A 15,717-nucleotide genomic window follows, 5' to 3' on the forward strand; every position below is an offset into this window, starting at 1 on the left:
TAAATCATTGGTATTCTTACCTAATAAATTTTTATTATTCCATTTGTTAATACTTGGGAAATGTGCTGTATAAGGCAGATTTTTTTATTATGCTAAAGGGACAGGTTAGCTGAGTAATGGTAAAAAGTTTACACTTAGCGAATATATATTTTATATAATTTGAGGAAAGGATTTATTCCCATGAAGCCAGAATTAAATAAACCTTCTTCGAGTAGCTCCTTTCTTAACATTGCAGGAAAAACTACACTTTTTATATTAATTGTCATAATCGGATATTTTCTTCGTGGCATTAAAATATCAGAGCAATTTATATTCATTACCGATACGTTGCCAGAGGGTTCATTTAGTTTTCAGCTGCAAAATAGAGTTTTATTAATGCTATTTTTGATTATAGTATTTTTTATATTGGGCAAAAAATACAACTATCTATTTAGCGTATCGCCTCTTAAAAAGAAAGTTACCTACTTTTGGATATTTGGGGTAATGGCATTGGTTATTTTACTGATGCACCAGCCATTATCTTTTCATTTGCTGCCTTTACAATTCGACGAATATATCCAGTTTCTTATAATTGTCTGCATTATTGTCCCTTTTGAAGAAGAATTCTTTTACAGGGGTATGCTCCTTTTAATCCCATACAGAAAATTGCAATATGTAATGTTAATCATTTCCTCTCTTATGTTTGCTTTGATCCATTCTGCTGTTTTTAGTACGCTACTGTTAGGTCTTGCTCTTGGGACTCTTGCTATTCGGTTTAGAAATTTATGGGTTCCAATCCTGGCACACTCTCTTTGGAATGCGTTCTCGATGTTTTTCTAATTTATTTCTAAAAAAAACTAAGTTTGTGAAAAATGCAATTAAACTAACGTGTACAAGAGTTGAAGCTCCCGTGTGGATCGGCAACTCTTTTTTATTCGTCTAACGGGGCAGGTTTGTAGAAGGTATTTGTAATCGAAAATTGAATAATTAGTTACATATATATAAAATGTAAAAGTTTTAGACTTATGTTAATCATTATAAAGGAGGAATTAATTTGGGCGAACTTAAACTAATTAAGACTTACAAAAACGAGCTTCAAAAATACTCTTTGGAACAGCTGAGATATAAATCTGAAGAAACGGTTTGGTCTATTGGGCAAATGTATGACCATTTAATCCTTGTTGCCCATGAGTATCTAGATAATATGGATAGATGTTCCACCTTAAATGATGAACAGCCCCTTGGTAAAACGGAGTTTGGTGAGCATCTATATAAGATTGGAGGGTTTCCGCCAATTAAAATTAAATTACCGGATGAACTAAATACTCCACCTAATAATTCAGATAGCAAGGAACATCTTATCAGCAGAATGGATCAAGTAATTCTAAGGTTAAGCCAATGGGAATCAAAAGTGGATAATATAAATTCAAATTATAAAGTCGAGCATGGAGGTTTGGGATGGCTGAATGCAAGGGAATGGTATGATTTGGTTGGTATGCATTTCCGTCATCACTTGCGCCAAAAAGAGGAGTTAGAACAAAGGCTTGTTAAGTGACGGATGTGTAAGTTTGGGATAGGATTGTTTTGGCGAGCCTGTTATCTAGTAACGAGTAGCAGCAACCCGTACTGGTAAATTGTTAAACACTCACCGATAGTAAAACATGCAGTGGATTATGATATATATCTGATATAGAACTGGCCTTAGCAAATAGTGATGCAGTCATTATTGAGTTTGCAGGTTCAGGCGGGGTTGCAAAGTCTACTGCAAATATTATTCAGGCTAAGAAAAAACAAAATATAAAACGTCTTGAGCTTTTAATAGCATTTTAACAAGTCCTGTAGCACGTAAACAATCAGGTGTTCTTATAAGTTTAGCACTTATACCTTTTAATCCCTGGTTTGGCCATATGCCATAACAAATTTCGACCAGGTGGCATCATTCCCATTCACGGTGTAAAATCAAAAGCAAAGCGGTACCAAATTTTTATGGTGAATTGAGACCATTTAATCGGTTAGTCATTATGTCCAGCTATGTCATTTCTTCAGAGGAACTGGGGAAAGCGATGATAAAAGCTGCAAGAGACGGTTATTCAAAATCGATTATTGAGAGTAGCGAACTTAAAAAGGTTTAGTGTCAGCATATAAAGGAAGGAATCATGAAAAAATAATGAGCTATTTATTCATCTTTTTACTTGCTATTTGTGTTGTCGTGACATTGTTTATAAACTTGCATCCTGTATTTGGCAGGAATCCAAATAGCGGGCAGAAAGAACGATACAGTAAGTTTGGTAATTACGATAATGGGAAGTTTGTCAACCAGGTGCCGACCAAAATGGACATGAATGCATTTGATTACTTCTCTATGATTAAGGATTCTATTTCAGGCGCCAAAGACCGTAATCCTGCCGGTCAATTGCCTGTTTCCAAAATTGATTGGAACAAAATCAAAAGTGAGGAAGATAGTTTAACTTGGTTTGGTCATTCTGCATTTTTACTAAGTATCAATAATAAAAAGATACTTGTAGACCCCATGCTAGGTCCAACTGCTTCACCTGTTTCTTTCGTGGGAAGCAAACGTTACAGTGAAGATATGCTGCATCTTATTGATGAAATGCCGCCAATTGATGCTGTTTTTATTACTCATGATCATTACGACCACTTAGATTATCCATCGATTAAAAAATTAAAGAACAAGGTCAATCACTTCTTCGTTCCTCTTGGTGTAAGTGCGCACTTGATTGATTGGGGAGTTAAAAAAGAAAAAATAACAGAACTAAATTGGTGGGATGAAACAGAGTTCCAAGGCTTAACTGTAGCATTCACTCCTTCAAAACACTTTTCTGGCAGAGGACCATTAAATAGAAATTCCACTCTTTGGGGCGGTTGGGTCATTCTTGGAGACAAGACACGTTTCTATACAAGCGGAGATGGTGGTTATGACACACATTTTAAGGAAATTGGGAAGAAATACGGACCTTTTGACCTTACTTTAATGGAAGGCGGACAATATGACCGACGTTGGTCTTGGGTCCATATGACACCTGAAGAATCTGTTCAGGCTCATTTAGATTTAAATGGTAAGAATATGATGTTAATTCACTGGGGAGCCTTTACCCTTGCTTATCATGGTTGGACAGAACCTATAGAAAGAGCATTTAATGCGTCTGAAAAATTTGGAGTATCTATGATAGCTCCTGCAATTGGCGAAACAGTTCCATTAGATGGGGAGTTTTCCATTCCTGCTTCATTTTGGTGGAAATAATTGGTCTGAATTAGATTTTTTAATTCGAGACTCAATAAGCACTCTTTCAACGAGTGCTATTTTTTTTCAAGAAGGTTGATAACATTTGGCTTTACCAATTTCTTATTGAACTAATCTGTTCCTTTAGCTTAATAATAAAGGTTTTTTATCAACTTTTAAGAAGCTAGAGCTGGAAATTCTGAATTATGTAATTAAGTTTCTGCGTTTATGCTCCTTTTTTATACCCGTTGGTACAGGACGCTACTTCTTTTTTTTGAAAAGTGCTTTATGGTCGGTCGCCTTTGGTGGTTCTTCTAAATATGCATGTTTAATCATTATGTTCGCTCCATCTTCCGCATACAAAGCAATTTCTGCAGAAAGTCTTGTATAAGTGGCACTTAAGTCCATTCGTTGGCAAGTTCCTGCGGCCGTACCGTAATTTCCTATTCCTACAGCAATTAATGTAGTAGTATGAAACATCATTAGCTTATCGGAAAATGGAGAAACCGTACTATCCGTTACGTGAGAATCCCAGCTTATTGGTGCGGGAATATCTTCATTAGTTAAGATTGAACCAAACTTCTTAATATGCTTATTTGAAATCCCCTTACCTTCTACAAAGAAATGCCTGATATCTTCATTCTTACAAACTTGTGCAAATGCCATCATCATTGCTTTACCCATTGCATTTGTTTGAATATTAATAAAAAGATGTGTGATTTCAATAGCTGTTAAGGGGCGTTTATGAGAACCTAAAAAATCAAAAAGAAAACTTTGTTTGTCTATAAAATCAACCTTATCAGGACTAGGTATTTGCGCTGATCGGACATATACACCTTTCGATAACATGACTTTTCTTGACTTATCGTGTAATTCAGAAACGGAAGTAAGTAAATTTCTAAAAAAGTTACTTACATCAGAACGTGCTGAAACACCAATGGCTACTCCAATACTCGCCATTGCAATGATCTCCAATTTTTGTATATACATAAGGATAAATATGTCGGAAAATAACCTTGGTGCATTCACATTCACATCTTCATCCGTAAAGCCGATTGGTATCGGATGGTTTTCTTTTGTAAAAATCTCTGTAATAATTTTGATGTCATTTTCTGCTATACTTAATGAATTTTCTATTAAGGGAAGGATTTCTTTATCTTCACATATGCTTTTAAAATACTTCATTACACAAACAGCTAAGCTATCGTTTATATATTGCGACCAAAGAGTGCCCATTTCTGAAGCAGAAAGCGGAATGTTATGTTCTGTCAATACTTTTTCATCTTTATTGGTATTTGTCATTCTATCCCTGTCCTCCTTAATATTGCCTTAACCCTTTCCATCTTTTTATGATGTTATTTAAACCCAAACATTATTCATTTTTACACTAATTCCTCAATGCTTTTTTAACAGTCTATTTCCGCCATTATCGACTTAACTCTTTTCCCAATATAATAACCAAAAGAACGTTACCCTTTGTAAAACTAAAAAATATCTATCATTTGATAGGCAAACCAATTATTATTGGACTTTAGGTTACTTATTGCACTAATGGGGGCTTTCCTTGGATAAAGGGAAGCCTTTTTGTTATGTTGCTAAAGGGGCAGCATTCCTATAATAACTGAAAATCTTCTAGAGTTTGTGAAATATAGTACTTAAACCAATCCTTGTGCTTGTCACGCATATAAGGGCGCCCTTTACAGTAAATTACGTTATTTTTGTATTCGTTCAATAAACCTTAGGCTTAATTTCAATCTAAAGTTGCAGGGTACTTCATTCCATTTGTCGATTCCTGAATCTTTTTTAATCACTACAATAGAGTGGAAGAAGCAAGAAGTCTAAATCAAGCTTGTAAAACAGTTTAGAAAAGTTATGCTAAGAAAAGGAAGTGTACCCTATGAAACTAAACCATATCAATCTTACGGTCACTGACGTTAAAGCTGCTCGAGAGTTCTTGGAGAAATATTTCTACTTGAAAACCAAGAGTATAAATAGCGATTCATTTGCTGTAATGACTGACGATGACGGATTGTTACTAGCTTTGATGAAAGATACTCGGACCAACTACCCTAAGTCCTTTCATATTGGCTTCTCTCAAGAGAGTGATGAACGAGTAAACGAGATCAATCAACGATTGAAGGATGATGGATTTGATGTGAAACCGCCTAAAATGGCTCATCGATGGACATTCTATGTTAAAGCCCCAGGAGGTTTTACAGTGGAGGTACTTAGTTGAGCAAGATATATTCGATACATGGGTTACCTAATGTTCCAAAGAACCAGAAATACTTCAGCTGCTAATCCGGCAGCTTTTTTTTCTTGTTAAACTACCATGAATATAAATTTCCTCAAGATTAGATAAATGACAATACTATGAAGACACTGCTCAATCGTTTTAAAAAAGGAGGAGTGCGTTGATACGGTTGACTGAATTATGGTCAGTATTGGCATTTCCTATCCATTCTCATTCTCTGGTGAAGTGCTGATTTTTGCGCTTCATGGATCGCTAAAGGGCAGGTAGTTGAATGGCTGCAAAACAAAAATCGTAATGATTACTATTTACAAATCGTAATCATTACGATAAAATATTCCCTAAGTAAAGGGGGAGTAAAAATGTTAAAAAAATTTGTAGGCTTTCTTAGTTTATGTATTGTCATCTTCACGCTAGCTGCGTGTGGAGGAAAAGCTACAAACAGCAGTGAAAGTGAAAAGGAACCAAAAGGAGCCAGCAAAGAGTTGAAGATTTATACAACTGTATATCCTCTTCAGTTTTTTGCTGAACAAATTGCAGGGGATCAAGCATCTGTGGAGTCTATTTTGCCACCGGGATCAGACTCGCATACATATGAACCAACCACCAGCGATATGATAAAAATATCTGAATCCGATGCTTTTATTTATAATGGGGCAGGTTTAGAATCATATGCAAATAAAATCTCGAAAACTATTCAATCTGATGACGTTAAGATACTTGAAGCATCAAAAGGAATTGACTTGGAAAATCATGTACATAACCATGAAGAAGGGGATGGCGGCCATGAGAGTGACCACACTCATGAAGAAGAAGGCAGTCATGAGGACGAACATGCTGGACATAATCATGGGGATCAGGATCCTCACGTTTGGCTGGATCCTATTCGTTCAATTCAGCTGGCAGAGCATATAAAAGATGTATTAGTTGAATTAAAACCTGGGCAAGAAGAGATTTTTAACCAAAACTTTGAGGAGTTGAAAGGAAAGCTCGAAAACTTAGATCAAGACTTCCGTGCACACCTTGAAAATTTACCTGAAAATAAAATTATTGTATCTCATGCAGCTTATGGCTATTGGGAGAAAACCTATGGGATAGAGCAAATTGCAGTTTCTGGCTTGAGCCCTACTAACGAGCCCTCACATAAAGAGGTGCAAAACATCATTAGGACTGCCGAAAAGCATGGTTTGAAGCATGTATTTTTTGAACAGAATATAACTCCTAAAGTAGCAGACATAGTAAGGAAGGAAATTGATGCAGAGGCTTTACGTATACACAATTTATCGGTTTTAACAGAAGAAGATATAAAGAATAATGAGGACTACTTCACTCTCATGCAGCACAATTTAGAGGAACTGACAAAAGCTTTATCTGAACCTTCATCGGTGGGAGCTTCAGGGACAAATGAGCAGGGTGAACACGACCACGGCCATACTCATCAACATAATGAAGAAACAGCAAAAATATACGAAGGATATTTTGAAAACAGCCAAGTGAAGGATCGATCCTTATCCGACTGGGAAGGAGACTGGCAGTCTGTATACCCATATCTTCAAGATGGTACGCTTGACGAAGTATTTACTTATAAAGCAGAACAAGAGGGGAAGATGACAGCTAAAGAATATAAGGAATATTATAATGAAGGATACCAAACAAATGTTGGACGAATTCAGATACAGGGCAACAAGGTAACGTTTTTCAAAAATGGAGAAGAATATTCTGGGGAGTATATCTACGATGGGTATGAAATTTTAACTTATGATGCGGGAAATAGAGGGGTTAGATATGTATTTAAACTAGAAGCAGAAGCTGAAGGTCTTCCACAATATATTCAGTTTAGTGATCATAGTATCTATCCGACAGAGGCTGCTCACTATCATCTGTATTGGGGTGACGACCGAGAAAAATTGTTGGATGAAGTAACCCATTGGCCTACTTACTATCCATCAGATATGGATGGCCATGACATTGCCCATGAAATGATGGAGCATTAAACTAAAAGTTGTAGGGGAGTATAACTTCAGACTCCAGGGGTGCTAATGGTAAAAGGCTGCTAATAAGGCAGCTTTTTCCTTTTTAACACCAGGGGAGGGTTTATGGAAGGAGGATTTATCATACAATTCAATGTTAGGAGTAATTAGAGGTTGAACTATAGTAGAGCATATCTGAACGATACGAAAAAATGGTTCAACAAAAAAATAACCATTAGTTGATGAGGGGTTAAAACCAAGTATTGATAAGTAATCTTAATAGTCTTGATAGCAGGCAATGGCCAATAAGCTTTGCTTTTTCTTATTCGATAAAAGGGCAGGTTTGTTTAATAAGAATATATTCTGTTATGTCACATTAAATAAATATCTTGTAACCAGTTGTAACTCCATCGAAAAAAAAACAGCCTATACTTTTACAAGTATAGGCCAGGCGATTTAATCAGTTATTAACAATGAATAAAGATTGAGATCTATAAAGCGTCCTTTTGATCTTTCCACTTTTCTCATTTTTCCTTTAAAAAGGAAATTTAATTTCCGCAGGACTTTAATTGAGTTCAAATTTTCAGGCTCAACTTTTGCTTCTATTCTATTAAGTTTTAAATCCTTAAAAGCATACCTTATCAAACAAGTAACAGCTTCAGGAGCATATCCTTTGCCCCAATAATCTTTATTAATTTCGTATCCAATTTCAGTTTTTGCATTTTCATAATCTATAATGTTAAAACCGCAAGAACCAATAATTTTATTTGATTCTAATTCAATTATTGAGTAGCGAATTGCAGTGTTTTCCTGTGACAGCTTATCAAATAGTAAAATGATTTCTTTTGCTTGTTTTTTATCAGTGAACCTGTCAATATTCATAAATCTGGTTACTTCTGGATTTGACCAAATTTGAAACAAGCTATCTGAATCTGAAACCTGCATTTTTCTTAAAATTAATCTTTTTGTGCTAAGATCTCTAATCAATATTTTTACCTCCATTATTGTTTTTATCTGGGGTTAAGATATTGATATCTGCGCATAGTTCAGTCCTTTCATATATAGATAATAATATTATACTAGCTTTCTGGTATATTTTGAATATTTATTAGACACTGTGGTACAGTTCGAGAATAGGCGTAAAATGGTGTTTTTTTATGCCGAGGATAAGCGGGCTGTTCGGAACCTATAAGTAGTTCACCACTATTAGTCCAGGCTGTCGTTGCTGCAGCTTTTCTTATTGTGTTAACGAGGCAGATTAGTTAAACAGTCTTGATTATTACCTATTGAGTACTCATTTTCAAATTGGTCTGGACCTCTGAAAAAATAAAATGTGTGACAGTACGGGCATACGGACTTACATTTTCAATAAACTCTTCTGCCTTTCTAAAAGTGTCGAATTGTATTTTAAGCATATAACAGGCATTCCCTGCAATCCGATAACAGAATTCTACATTTGATAACCCCTCAATATATTTTTTAAAAGAGCTATAGTCCCCATTTTTAACAGTTGCTTCAATGATGCATTGGATTGGAAGCCCTAATTTCTCATAATCTACTTCCAATGTGTATTTTTTAATTATTCCAAATGATTCCATTCTCCTGACACGATCTGTAACAGATGGAGAAGATAAATTGATTCTTCTTCCAAGCGCACTCATTGATAATCGGCTATCTTCGCTTAATACATCTATTATTTTCTTATCAATATCATCCATTTTCATATTAAATCTATTTTCCCTCATTTTCGTTAAATTTTAAAAGAAATATTGAATACTGCACTTCAAATTTAATGTGAAGAAACGAAATAATTCGATATGATAAATAATACAAGGAGGCATAAATTATGGCAAGAATTAAGGAATCACATTACGGAGCAACCCCGTTTCAAAGACTTTTGGGATATAACAAGGAAATAATGATTATGTGGAGCCGGCTGGGAAGTGAGCTGGAGAAAGACGGGAAGCTTACTGCTCAATTAAAAGAACAAGTGAGAAGAACTCTTGCGCAAAGTAATGGTTGTGCTTATTGCAAAGCTAAAGGAAAACCAGAACCTCATTTGTTCGATGAAAAGATTTCAATTGCAGTAGGATTTACGGAGGTATTTATTAAGCAAAAAGGGGATGTCTCAGATGCAACTTTTAATGTGTTAAAAGAGTACATGTCTGATGATGAAATTAGCGAACTTTGTGCGTTTATCACTTTTACAACTGCATCACAATTTTTTGGTGCCATTATGAAATTAGAAGCAGCAGGCACCTGATCTATAACTCATATTAAAGAAGATATTAAAGTCCCAAACTGGAAACCGTTATGTGTAACATATCGATAAAATGATTAATATTTGTTGAACAAAAAAGGGTTAAGAATGGAGGTAACTGCAGTACCTCCTTTTCTAATTCCAAAATTGTTTTATGAAGGGCTGTACTAAAACTCAAGGGTGCCTATGTTCAAGATCAGCTGCTAACCAGGCGGCTTTTTTTCAAGGGTGAAAGAAGCTAAATTCCCGCATGATTTCAGAAATGCTATAGGGTCGTGGTTGTTGATATACCGCTCATACCATTAATATGTTCAAAGAAATGAGGAAACCGTTGCGTTTTTTACATCTCAGGCCTTAGCTTAAAATATATCCCAGGTCCATTAAGAGAAAATTCATTTGCATTGTAAGATAGAAATATAAAGAAGGAAGTAGTCGAAATGGACATAAATGAAAAGCTTAATTTTAGATTATTTTCATAATTGCGAGGAGCGTGAATAAGGAAAACCAATGACCTTTTTGGCGACCGCTTTTGAATTTTCTGCTTTTAGGCAGTTTTTAAAACTAATGGGTTTCATTTCTTAAATGAGAAGGGAGAATGTCTTTTGAGCTTAAGATATGAGAAACATAGGATATCAGAAATAGCTGATAAACCTTTTTTGACTAAAAAATGGGGCTATATTGCAGCTCTTGCTCTGTTGCCGTATGCGTTTTTAAAATCGCTTTGGGCATCGGGATTAACGGCAGGACTTACAACAAAACAAGCTATACAAGATGTGGCAGGGTTTGGTGATACATTAAAGGAAGGCCCTGCTTTTCTTTATACGTTGTATACCAACGGAATAGACTTCACAGCGATCTTGGCGATACTGGCATCTTTATTTGCTTTAGCTCTCGTGACTTCCTGGGGAGAGAAACTTCCAAAATGGCTATTAATTATATCAGGATGGTCAGTTGGGATAGTGACAGTTCTAATTAGTTTTATGACAGCTCTTCAATTTTTTGGAGTTTTTCCAAAAGGATACTCCGAGGGGTTAGCCATTTGGGTGTATGTGGTAACGTACGGAGGATTATTCTTATGGGGAATAACTATATTTATAGCGACTCTGTCGTTTCAGCATCGGATTAAAAGCAAACAATCTTCCAAATAAGCAATAATCTACTTCGAGGGATCAGCCTTTAACAAGGAAATGTATTGGCAATTGTAGAATATTTATATGTAGTCCATAGTATCGTTTCTTCAATCTATGTGCTATATGTTAGGAGTGACTACGATTGTGTTTTGAAAATGAGAATATATACCCTAATTGTTCAGTTATTACCAGAAAAATAGAAGTTGGTGGACTCACGAAATCGGAGCTTATCCAGAAATTGCAGCAATGCTCTATCTTGATGAATGCGTATGGAGAAAAACTATTAGCAGATGATAAATTTACTACCTCTGATACGAAGTACACTCTTCAGACCGTAGAACTAACGGTAGGCGATCTTGGCTTCCCTGATGGTGCTACTACGGCTCAAATCTTTAAAAAAGCGAGCGAAATAGGTTTGGAATTGTGTCCGCTTGAACTGGGGCCTTATTTAAGACTGGAATATCTGGATCAGCCTGAGGATTATTCCGGAAATCCTTTACAGCGGAATCAAGCTCCATCTGGCTCCATCACAATAGCCTCGGAGATACTATGTGAAGACGATGATTTTCCAAAAGGTTTTTATCTTAGACGAATTAATGGCGTGTTGTGGCTGCGGGGATACATTGCAGATTATCTGCACGTTTGGAATCCTAATGATCATTTTATCTTTTGTCAAACTGATATCTAAGAGGGATCTTTTTTGGATTAACGGGCAGTATACCTTGGTGCTTTTGTTCAAGATCAGCTGATATTCAGGCAGCTTTTACTTGGATTATTCAATAAGAATGCCGCCTTTTCCTTATTCAACGGGTGCTAATGATTAAAAAAGGGGATCGCTGCAGCGATCCCTATTCTTATATTAAGGAAATAAAGCGATTCTTCTTAATTAAAGATAGACTCCAATTTGGAATAAGAAATAGAAATGAAGTAAGAATCCTTTAGTACTTTGCTCAGATCCTTTTTACAAAAATGATGTACTTTCTTTAGGAAAACTTGTTTTTTTTCAAGATTTGCAGGGCTAGCGGGACTGATCTCTTTTCTAGGAAGTTCTTATTGCAGTTCAGGCGCTTTTCGATGGTTAGTTCCTTCTTGATAAGCATAGGCTAGTTTAATCAATGTGGGCTCGTCGAATTCTTTTCCTAGCAGCTCGAGCCCGACTGGAAGGCCGTTGTCACTGAAGCCGGCAGGAACCGAGATTGCAGGGAATCCTGAATAAGGACTTAAGCGATTAGCGTTCCCAGCACCTTGACTTTTGCCCACCTGTGCGGGTAAAGCACTCGAAGTTGGATAGAGTAGTGCATCAAGGTCATGTTCATTAAACGTTACCATTAAGCTTTCCCTTGCCATTTTAGGACGATTGGTAATAATGTCTTGGTATTCCTCATCATTTTCTAATGATTCTCTTTCATTACGTGATTTTAATCCACTTTCCAAACTTGGATGGAATTTCCCGCTTTCAATAATATCTGATAACGTTCTTACAGGTGCATCCGGCCCAAGGCTAGCCAAATAATCATTTAATTGAAATTTAAATTCGTATCCGCTTAAGCTTGGATAAGAAAGAATTGGACTTAGATTGGGAACGGTTACTTCGAACACTTCTGCTCCAAGCGCTTCCATGTCCGCAATCACTCGATCCATCACTTTATTGACACTAGGATCATTCCCAAACAGGTCGCGAATGACGCCTATCCGAGATTTCTTTAATCCGTTTTTCTTAAGATAATGAGTATAGGTTTTTGGGACTGCTCCGATACTGGCTTCAGTAACTGGATCTGCCGGGTCATAGCCAGCTATTGCATCGAGCACGATAGCCACATCTTCAACCGTACGACCCATCGGTCCGCCGACATCCTGTGATAGTGCAAGTGGAATGATTCCATCACGGCTGGCAAGTCCCATAGTAGGGCGAAGTCCAACCAGGTTATTAAAGGACGAAGGTATTCGGATGGACCCACCAGTGTCTGTCCCTAATCCGACGGCGGCAAAGTTGGAAGCAACCGCTGCTGCCGTACCACCGCTTGAACCACCTGGGTATCTTGTTAAATCATATGGATTATAGGTTTGTCCACCAAGGGAACTAATTGTTTGGAATCCGAAAGCAAATTCATGCAGGTTCGCTTTCCCTATGATGATAGCACCTTGATCTCTTAATCTTTTTGTTTGATAGGCATCCTTTAGAGGGATGGAACCTTCAAGTGACAGGGATCCTGCAGTAGTTTGCATATCGTATGTATCATAGTTGTCTTTTAATATAACCGGAATTCCATGCAGGGGACCGCGAACTTTTCCCGCTTCGCGCTCTTTATCTAGTTGTTCCGCTTCTACTAATACATTTTCGTCAACCGTAATGATGGAGTTAATGCTGTCATCGTACTCCTCAATTCGATTAAGGTAAAATTGAACCAATTCCTCAGAGGTTAACCGCCCCCCCTGCATCGCATGCTGCAATTCAAGTATCGTCGCTTCCTCAATCTCAACAGATAAAACTCTTTCAGCGGCGGGGCTCGCTAAATTAGAAACAGCCCCTGCTGGAACTGCGTACAGCCCCAAAGCCATTACTAGAGCAGTGAAGAAAACTATAAATTTGTTATACCATTTTTCCATTTAGAACCCCTTTCGTTTTTCGGAATAATTAGAATATACCAATCTATTTTTATACTGTATATAAGAGGAAGGTCATGAAAGAAAAGGTTATATAGGAAGTATTAACCAATTATAAGGATTCATTTTATTCCACTTGAACAGGCAGTAAAAAGTACGGTGCCTGTAACCGCCTTTAGTTTAGGTCCTTAATGATACAAGTTGAAATAATAGGTAGAATGAGGGGATTCATCATTAAATTGACAAAATATTCACAGCTAGCGGATTGGATTCAACAAAACGGTGATCAAGCAGAGCACGAGTGTGGAAGCCTTTTTTGAATTTACCTGGAGCAGAGGATATCTTCCCTTTTCGCTGAAATCCTTATTTAGCAAAAGGTTAGTTATAGAAGGTATTAATAAAGATTGAGCGAAATATATAAAAAAAATTGCTGATTAGGGAGGAGTAAAATGAAAACATGTTTGGAGGCAGTGGCTAAAAATCTATATGCTTTTTTAGTATGGGATGAATCTTGGAACTCTTATAATGACTGCTATTTGTTGCTCGAGAACAATAATGTTATTCTTATTGATTCAGGAAAGAAAGAACATTCACACTTGCTGTTTTCCGCACTAAAAAAGAAAGGAATTTCCAAAAACGATATAACTCATTTTATTGCCACACATGGTCACAAAGACCATATTGGATCAGTTCAATTTTTTGGTAATATTGAAGGCTATATACATAATCAGGATTTAGAGTTGATTCCAGGAAATGTTAGAAACAAATTAAATATGAAACTTCCAGATAACGGTCCAACTGTAAGTAATTTAGAATGTGTTCTCCTTGGACACCATACTAAAGGTTCTGTTTTACTATATCAGCGTGTTAGCAAAGTATTATTTTGCGGAGATCATATCTGTTTTTTTGGAGAACAATTGAGCGGTAATGTTGTCGATACAGGTGTTGGGGAGAGGGAGAAATATAAACAGTTTGTTTCTGAATGGTCTCAAAACGAGGAAATGAGAGAACAGCACAATTTTAGTTTATTTATCGAAGGGTTAAAAAAAATTTCCAAATATGATGTTGAGTATTTATGTACGGGGCACGGAGTAGTTTTAAAAGGTAAAGTAAATGAATTTATTTCTGATTTGCTTGAGTTTGAATAGCCTTTTCTTATATAAGAAAACGGGTCAGGTTTATGGTATGGAGAAACTTTTTCCTTTTGAATTCGTATGTAAAGTTAATTATTCGCAGGATATTCTAATTATAATAAGGGAGCTTCAAAATGCCAGTCATTTTAATCAGTATATTTTCAGCTATAATTATTTTTATTACTGTTTTTTCCTTGATTAAAGTCATAAGTATCGCTTATAAAAGAGAAGAAATTTCAGTTCTTAAATATAGAGTTTTAGCAGCATCTTTTATAGTAATAGGAATATTAATTGCTTTAGTTTTGCCCTTTGGCTATCAAAGAATATTCGATATAATCCTTTAATCTGCTATATAGGTAATGATTGAATTTAATTTGTAAATAAATGTAATTATTTTCTGATCAAGATCAGCTGCTAAATTAGTAGCTTTTCTTAAACTAAAAGGTAGGGTTACTTGAAGAAGATTGAGGTGGCTTATAATGAAAACTTGCACAGTTGAGGATTTACCGAATAATAAAATAATAGAATTTTTTAAGTTGCATTGGGGAAGCCCTGAAATGGTTACTTCCAGTGGAATTTATGATTGTAGTTCATTAGATGGCATTACGGTTGTAAGTGAAGAGGAGATAATTATTGGCTTAATTACTTACATAATTAAAGATAAGGAATGCGAAGTTATATCATTAGATAGTATGGAAGAAGGTAAGGGGATAGGTACTTTGTTAGTTCAAGAAGTAGAAAATCTTGCTATTAAGAAAAATTGTAAAATCCTTAAGCTTATAACAACAAACGATAATTTATTAGCTTTAAAATTTTATCAGAAACGAGGATTTATCCTGTCCAAAATTATTAATAATGCGGTTGAGAAAGCGAGAAAGTTAAAACCCGAGATACCCTTAATTGGGAATGATGGTATTCCAATCAGAGATGAAATTGAACTGGTAAAGGTATTGAACTAATGGGTTATATTCAAAATCAGCTGTAAATCAGGAAGCTTTTTTCTTTTTAACTAAAGGGGGAGGTTTGTTGTACAAAGAAATGGACAAAAATCGATTCAATTGAAACCTTATTTTTACTATTGTTTATCAAACGTTCCAATCCATCCTCTATATTTGGAAGAGAAGCAGGCAAATAGGGTTTCGCCGATAA

The 15,717-nt window shown here is 36.0% G+C and carries 15 protein-coding genes; 11 read left to right on the forward strand and 4 right to left on the reverse strand.

The features are described 5' to 3' along the window. Nucleotides 1–180 precede the first annotated feature (180 nt). From DFO72_RS22615 to DFO72_RS22625, 3 genes are all read left to right on the forward strand, one after another. Nucleotides 181–819, forward strand: coding sequence for a CPBP family intramembrane glutamic endopeptidase (locus DFO72_RS22615; protein ID WP_113885211.1), 639 nt, complete (start codon nucleotides 181–183; stop codon nucleotides 817–819). Between the two features lie 214 nt (nucleotides 820–1,033). Further along, on the forward strand, nucleotides 1,034–1,534 hold the full coding sequence (locus tag DFO72_RS22620) for a DinB family protein (protein WP_113885212.1): 501 nt from the start codon (nucleotides 1,034–1,036) through the stop codon (nucleotides 1,532–1,534). Nucleotides 1,535–2,146: 612 nt separating this feature from the next. After that, nucleotides 2,147–3,241, forward strand: coding sequence for an MBL fold metallo-hydrolase (locus tag DFO72_RS22625; RefSeq protein ID WP_113885224.1), 1,095 nt, complete (start codon nucleotides 2,147–2,149; stop codon nucleotides 3,239–3,241). 240 nt (nucleotides 3,242–3,481) lie between these two features. On the opposite strand, the gene DFO72_RS22630 is transcribed toward DFO72_RS22625, so the two are convergent. Then, nucleotides 3,482–4,522, reverse strand: coding sequence for a DUF3231 family protein (locus DFO72_RS22630; RefSeq protein WP_113885213.1), 1,041 nt, complete (start codon nucleotides 4,520–4,522; stop codon nucleotides 3,482–3,484). Nucleotides 4,523–5,117: 595 nt separating this feature from the next. On the opposite strand from DFO72_RS22630, the gene DFO72_RS22635 reads away from it, so the two are divergent. Both DFO72_RS22635 and DFO72_RS22640 read left to right on the forward strand, forming a co-directional pair. Continuing rightward, entirely contained in the window at nucleotides 5,118–5,456 is a 339-nt protein-coding gene (locus DFO72_RS22635) for a VOC family protein (RefSeq protein ID WP_113885214.1), read from the forward strand. Between the two features lie 377 nt (nucleotides 5,457–5,833). After that, nucleotides 5,834–7,465 carry a zinc ABC transporter substrate-binding protein AdcA gene (locus DFO72_RS22640; RefSeq protein WP_113885215.1) on the forward strand — a complete coding sequence of 544 codons (1,632 nt, stop codon included), beginning with the start codon at nucleotides 5,834–5,836 and terminating at the stop codon, nucleotides 7,463–7,465. Nucleotides 7,466–7,897: 432 nt separating this feature from the next. On the opposite strand, the gene DFO72_RS22645 is transcribed toward DFO72_RS22640, so the two are convergent. Next, the gene (locus DFO72_RS22645; RefSeq protein ID WP_113885216.1) at nucleotides 7,898–8,428 is read right to left on the reverse strand and encodes a GNAT family N-acetyltransferase; all 531 of its coding nucleotides are present in this window, start codon (nucleotides 8,426–8,428) and stop codon (nucleotides 7,898–7,900) included. Between the two features lie 296 nt (nucleotides 8,429–8,724). After that, nucleotides 8,725–9,165: an Lrp/AsnC family transcriptional regulator gene (locus DFO72_RS22650; RefSeq protein ID WP_113885217.1), complete on the reverse strand. Its 441-nt coding sequence runs from the start codon at nucleotides 9,163–9,165 to the stop codon at nucleotides 8,725–8,727. 122 nt (nucleotides 9,166–9,287) lie between these two features. Here DFO72_RS22650 and DFO72_RS22655 point away from each other — a divergent pair, with 122 nt between their 5' ends. The 3 genes from DFO72_RS22655 (at nucleotide 9,288) to DFO72_RS22665 (ending at nucleotide 11,519) form a co-directional block, all read left to right on the forward strand. Continuing rightward, a complete protein-coding gene (locus DFO72_RS22655) occupies nucleotides 9,288–9,704 on the forward strand; it encodes a carboxymuconolactone decarboxylase family protein (protein ID WP_113885218.1) in 417 nt (138 codons plus the stop codon). Between the two features lie 599 nt (nucleotides 9,705–10,303). Then, nucleotides 10,304–10,849 (forward strand): hypothetical protein, encoded by a 546-nt coding sequence (locus DFO72_RS22660; protein WP_113885219.1) that lies wholly within the window; start codon nucleotides 10,304–10,306, stop codon nucleotides 10,847–10,849. 124 nt (nucleotides 10,850–10,973) lie between these two features. Further along, nucleotides 10,974–11,519 carry a helicase gene (locus tag DFO72_RS22665; RefSeq protein ID WP_113885220.1) on the forward strand — a complete coding sequence of 182 codons (546 nt, stop codon included), beginning with the start codon at nucleotides 10,974–10,976 and terminating at the stop codon, nucleotides 11,517–11,519. Nucleotides 11,520–11,881: 362 nt separating this feature from the next. On the opposite strand, the gene DFO72_RS22670 is transcribed toward DFO72_RS22665, so the two are convergent. Next, the gene (locus tag DFO72_RS22670) at nucleotides 11,882–13,438 is read right to left on the reverse strand and encodes an amidase family protein (protein ID WP_113885221.1); all 1,557 of its coding nucleotides are present in this window, start codon (nucleotides 13,436–13,438) and stop codon (nucleotides 11,882–11,884) included. A 446-nt stretch (nucleotides 13,439–13,884) separates the two neighbouring features. Here DFO72_RS22670 and DFO72_RS22675 point away from each other — a divergent pair, with 446 nt between their 5' ends. From DFO72_RS22675 to DFO72_RS22685, 3 genes are all read left to right on the forward strand, one after another. Then, nucleotides 13,885–14,583, forward strand: coding sequence for an MBL fold metallo-hydrolase (locus DFO72_RS22675; RefSeq protein ID WP_113885222.1), 699 nt, complete (start codon nucleotides 13,885–13,887; stop codon nucleotides 14,581–14,583). 119 nt (nucleotides 14,584–14,702) lie between these two features. Next, a complete protein-coding gene (locus DFO72_RS22680; protein WP_134177282.1) occupies nucleotides 14,703–14,912 on the forward strand; it encodes a hypothetical protein in 210 nt (69 codons plus the stop codon). 135 nt (nucleotides 14,913–15,047) lie between these two features. Next, nucleotides 15,048–15,527: a GNAT family N-acetyltransferase gene (locus DFO72_RS22685; RefSeq protein WP_113884716.1), complete on the forward strand. Its 480-nt coding sequence runs from the start codon at nucleotides 15,048–15,050 to the stop codon at nucleotides 15,525–15,527. Nucleotides 15,528–15,717 lie beyond the last annotated feature (190 nt).

The organism is Cytobacillus oceanisediminis (assembly GCF_004366035.1).
Taxonomy (GTDB): domain Bacteria; phylum Bacillota; class Bacilli; order Bacillales; family Cytobacillaceae; genus Cytobacillus; species Cytobacillus oceanisediminis_C.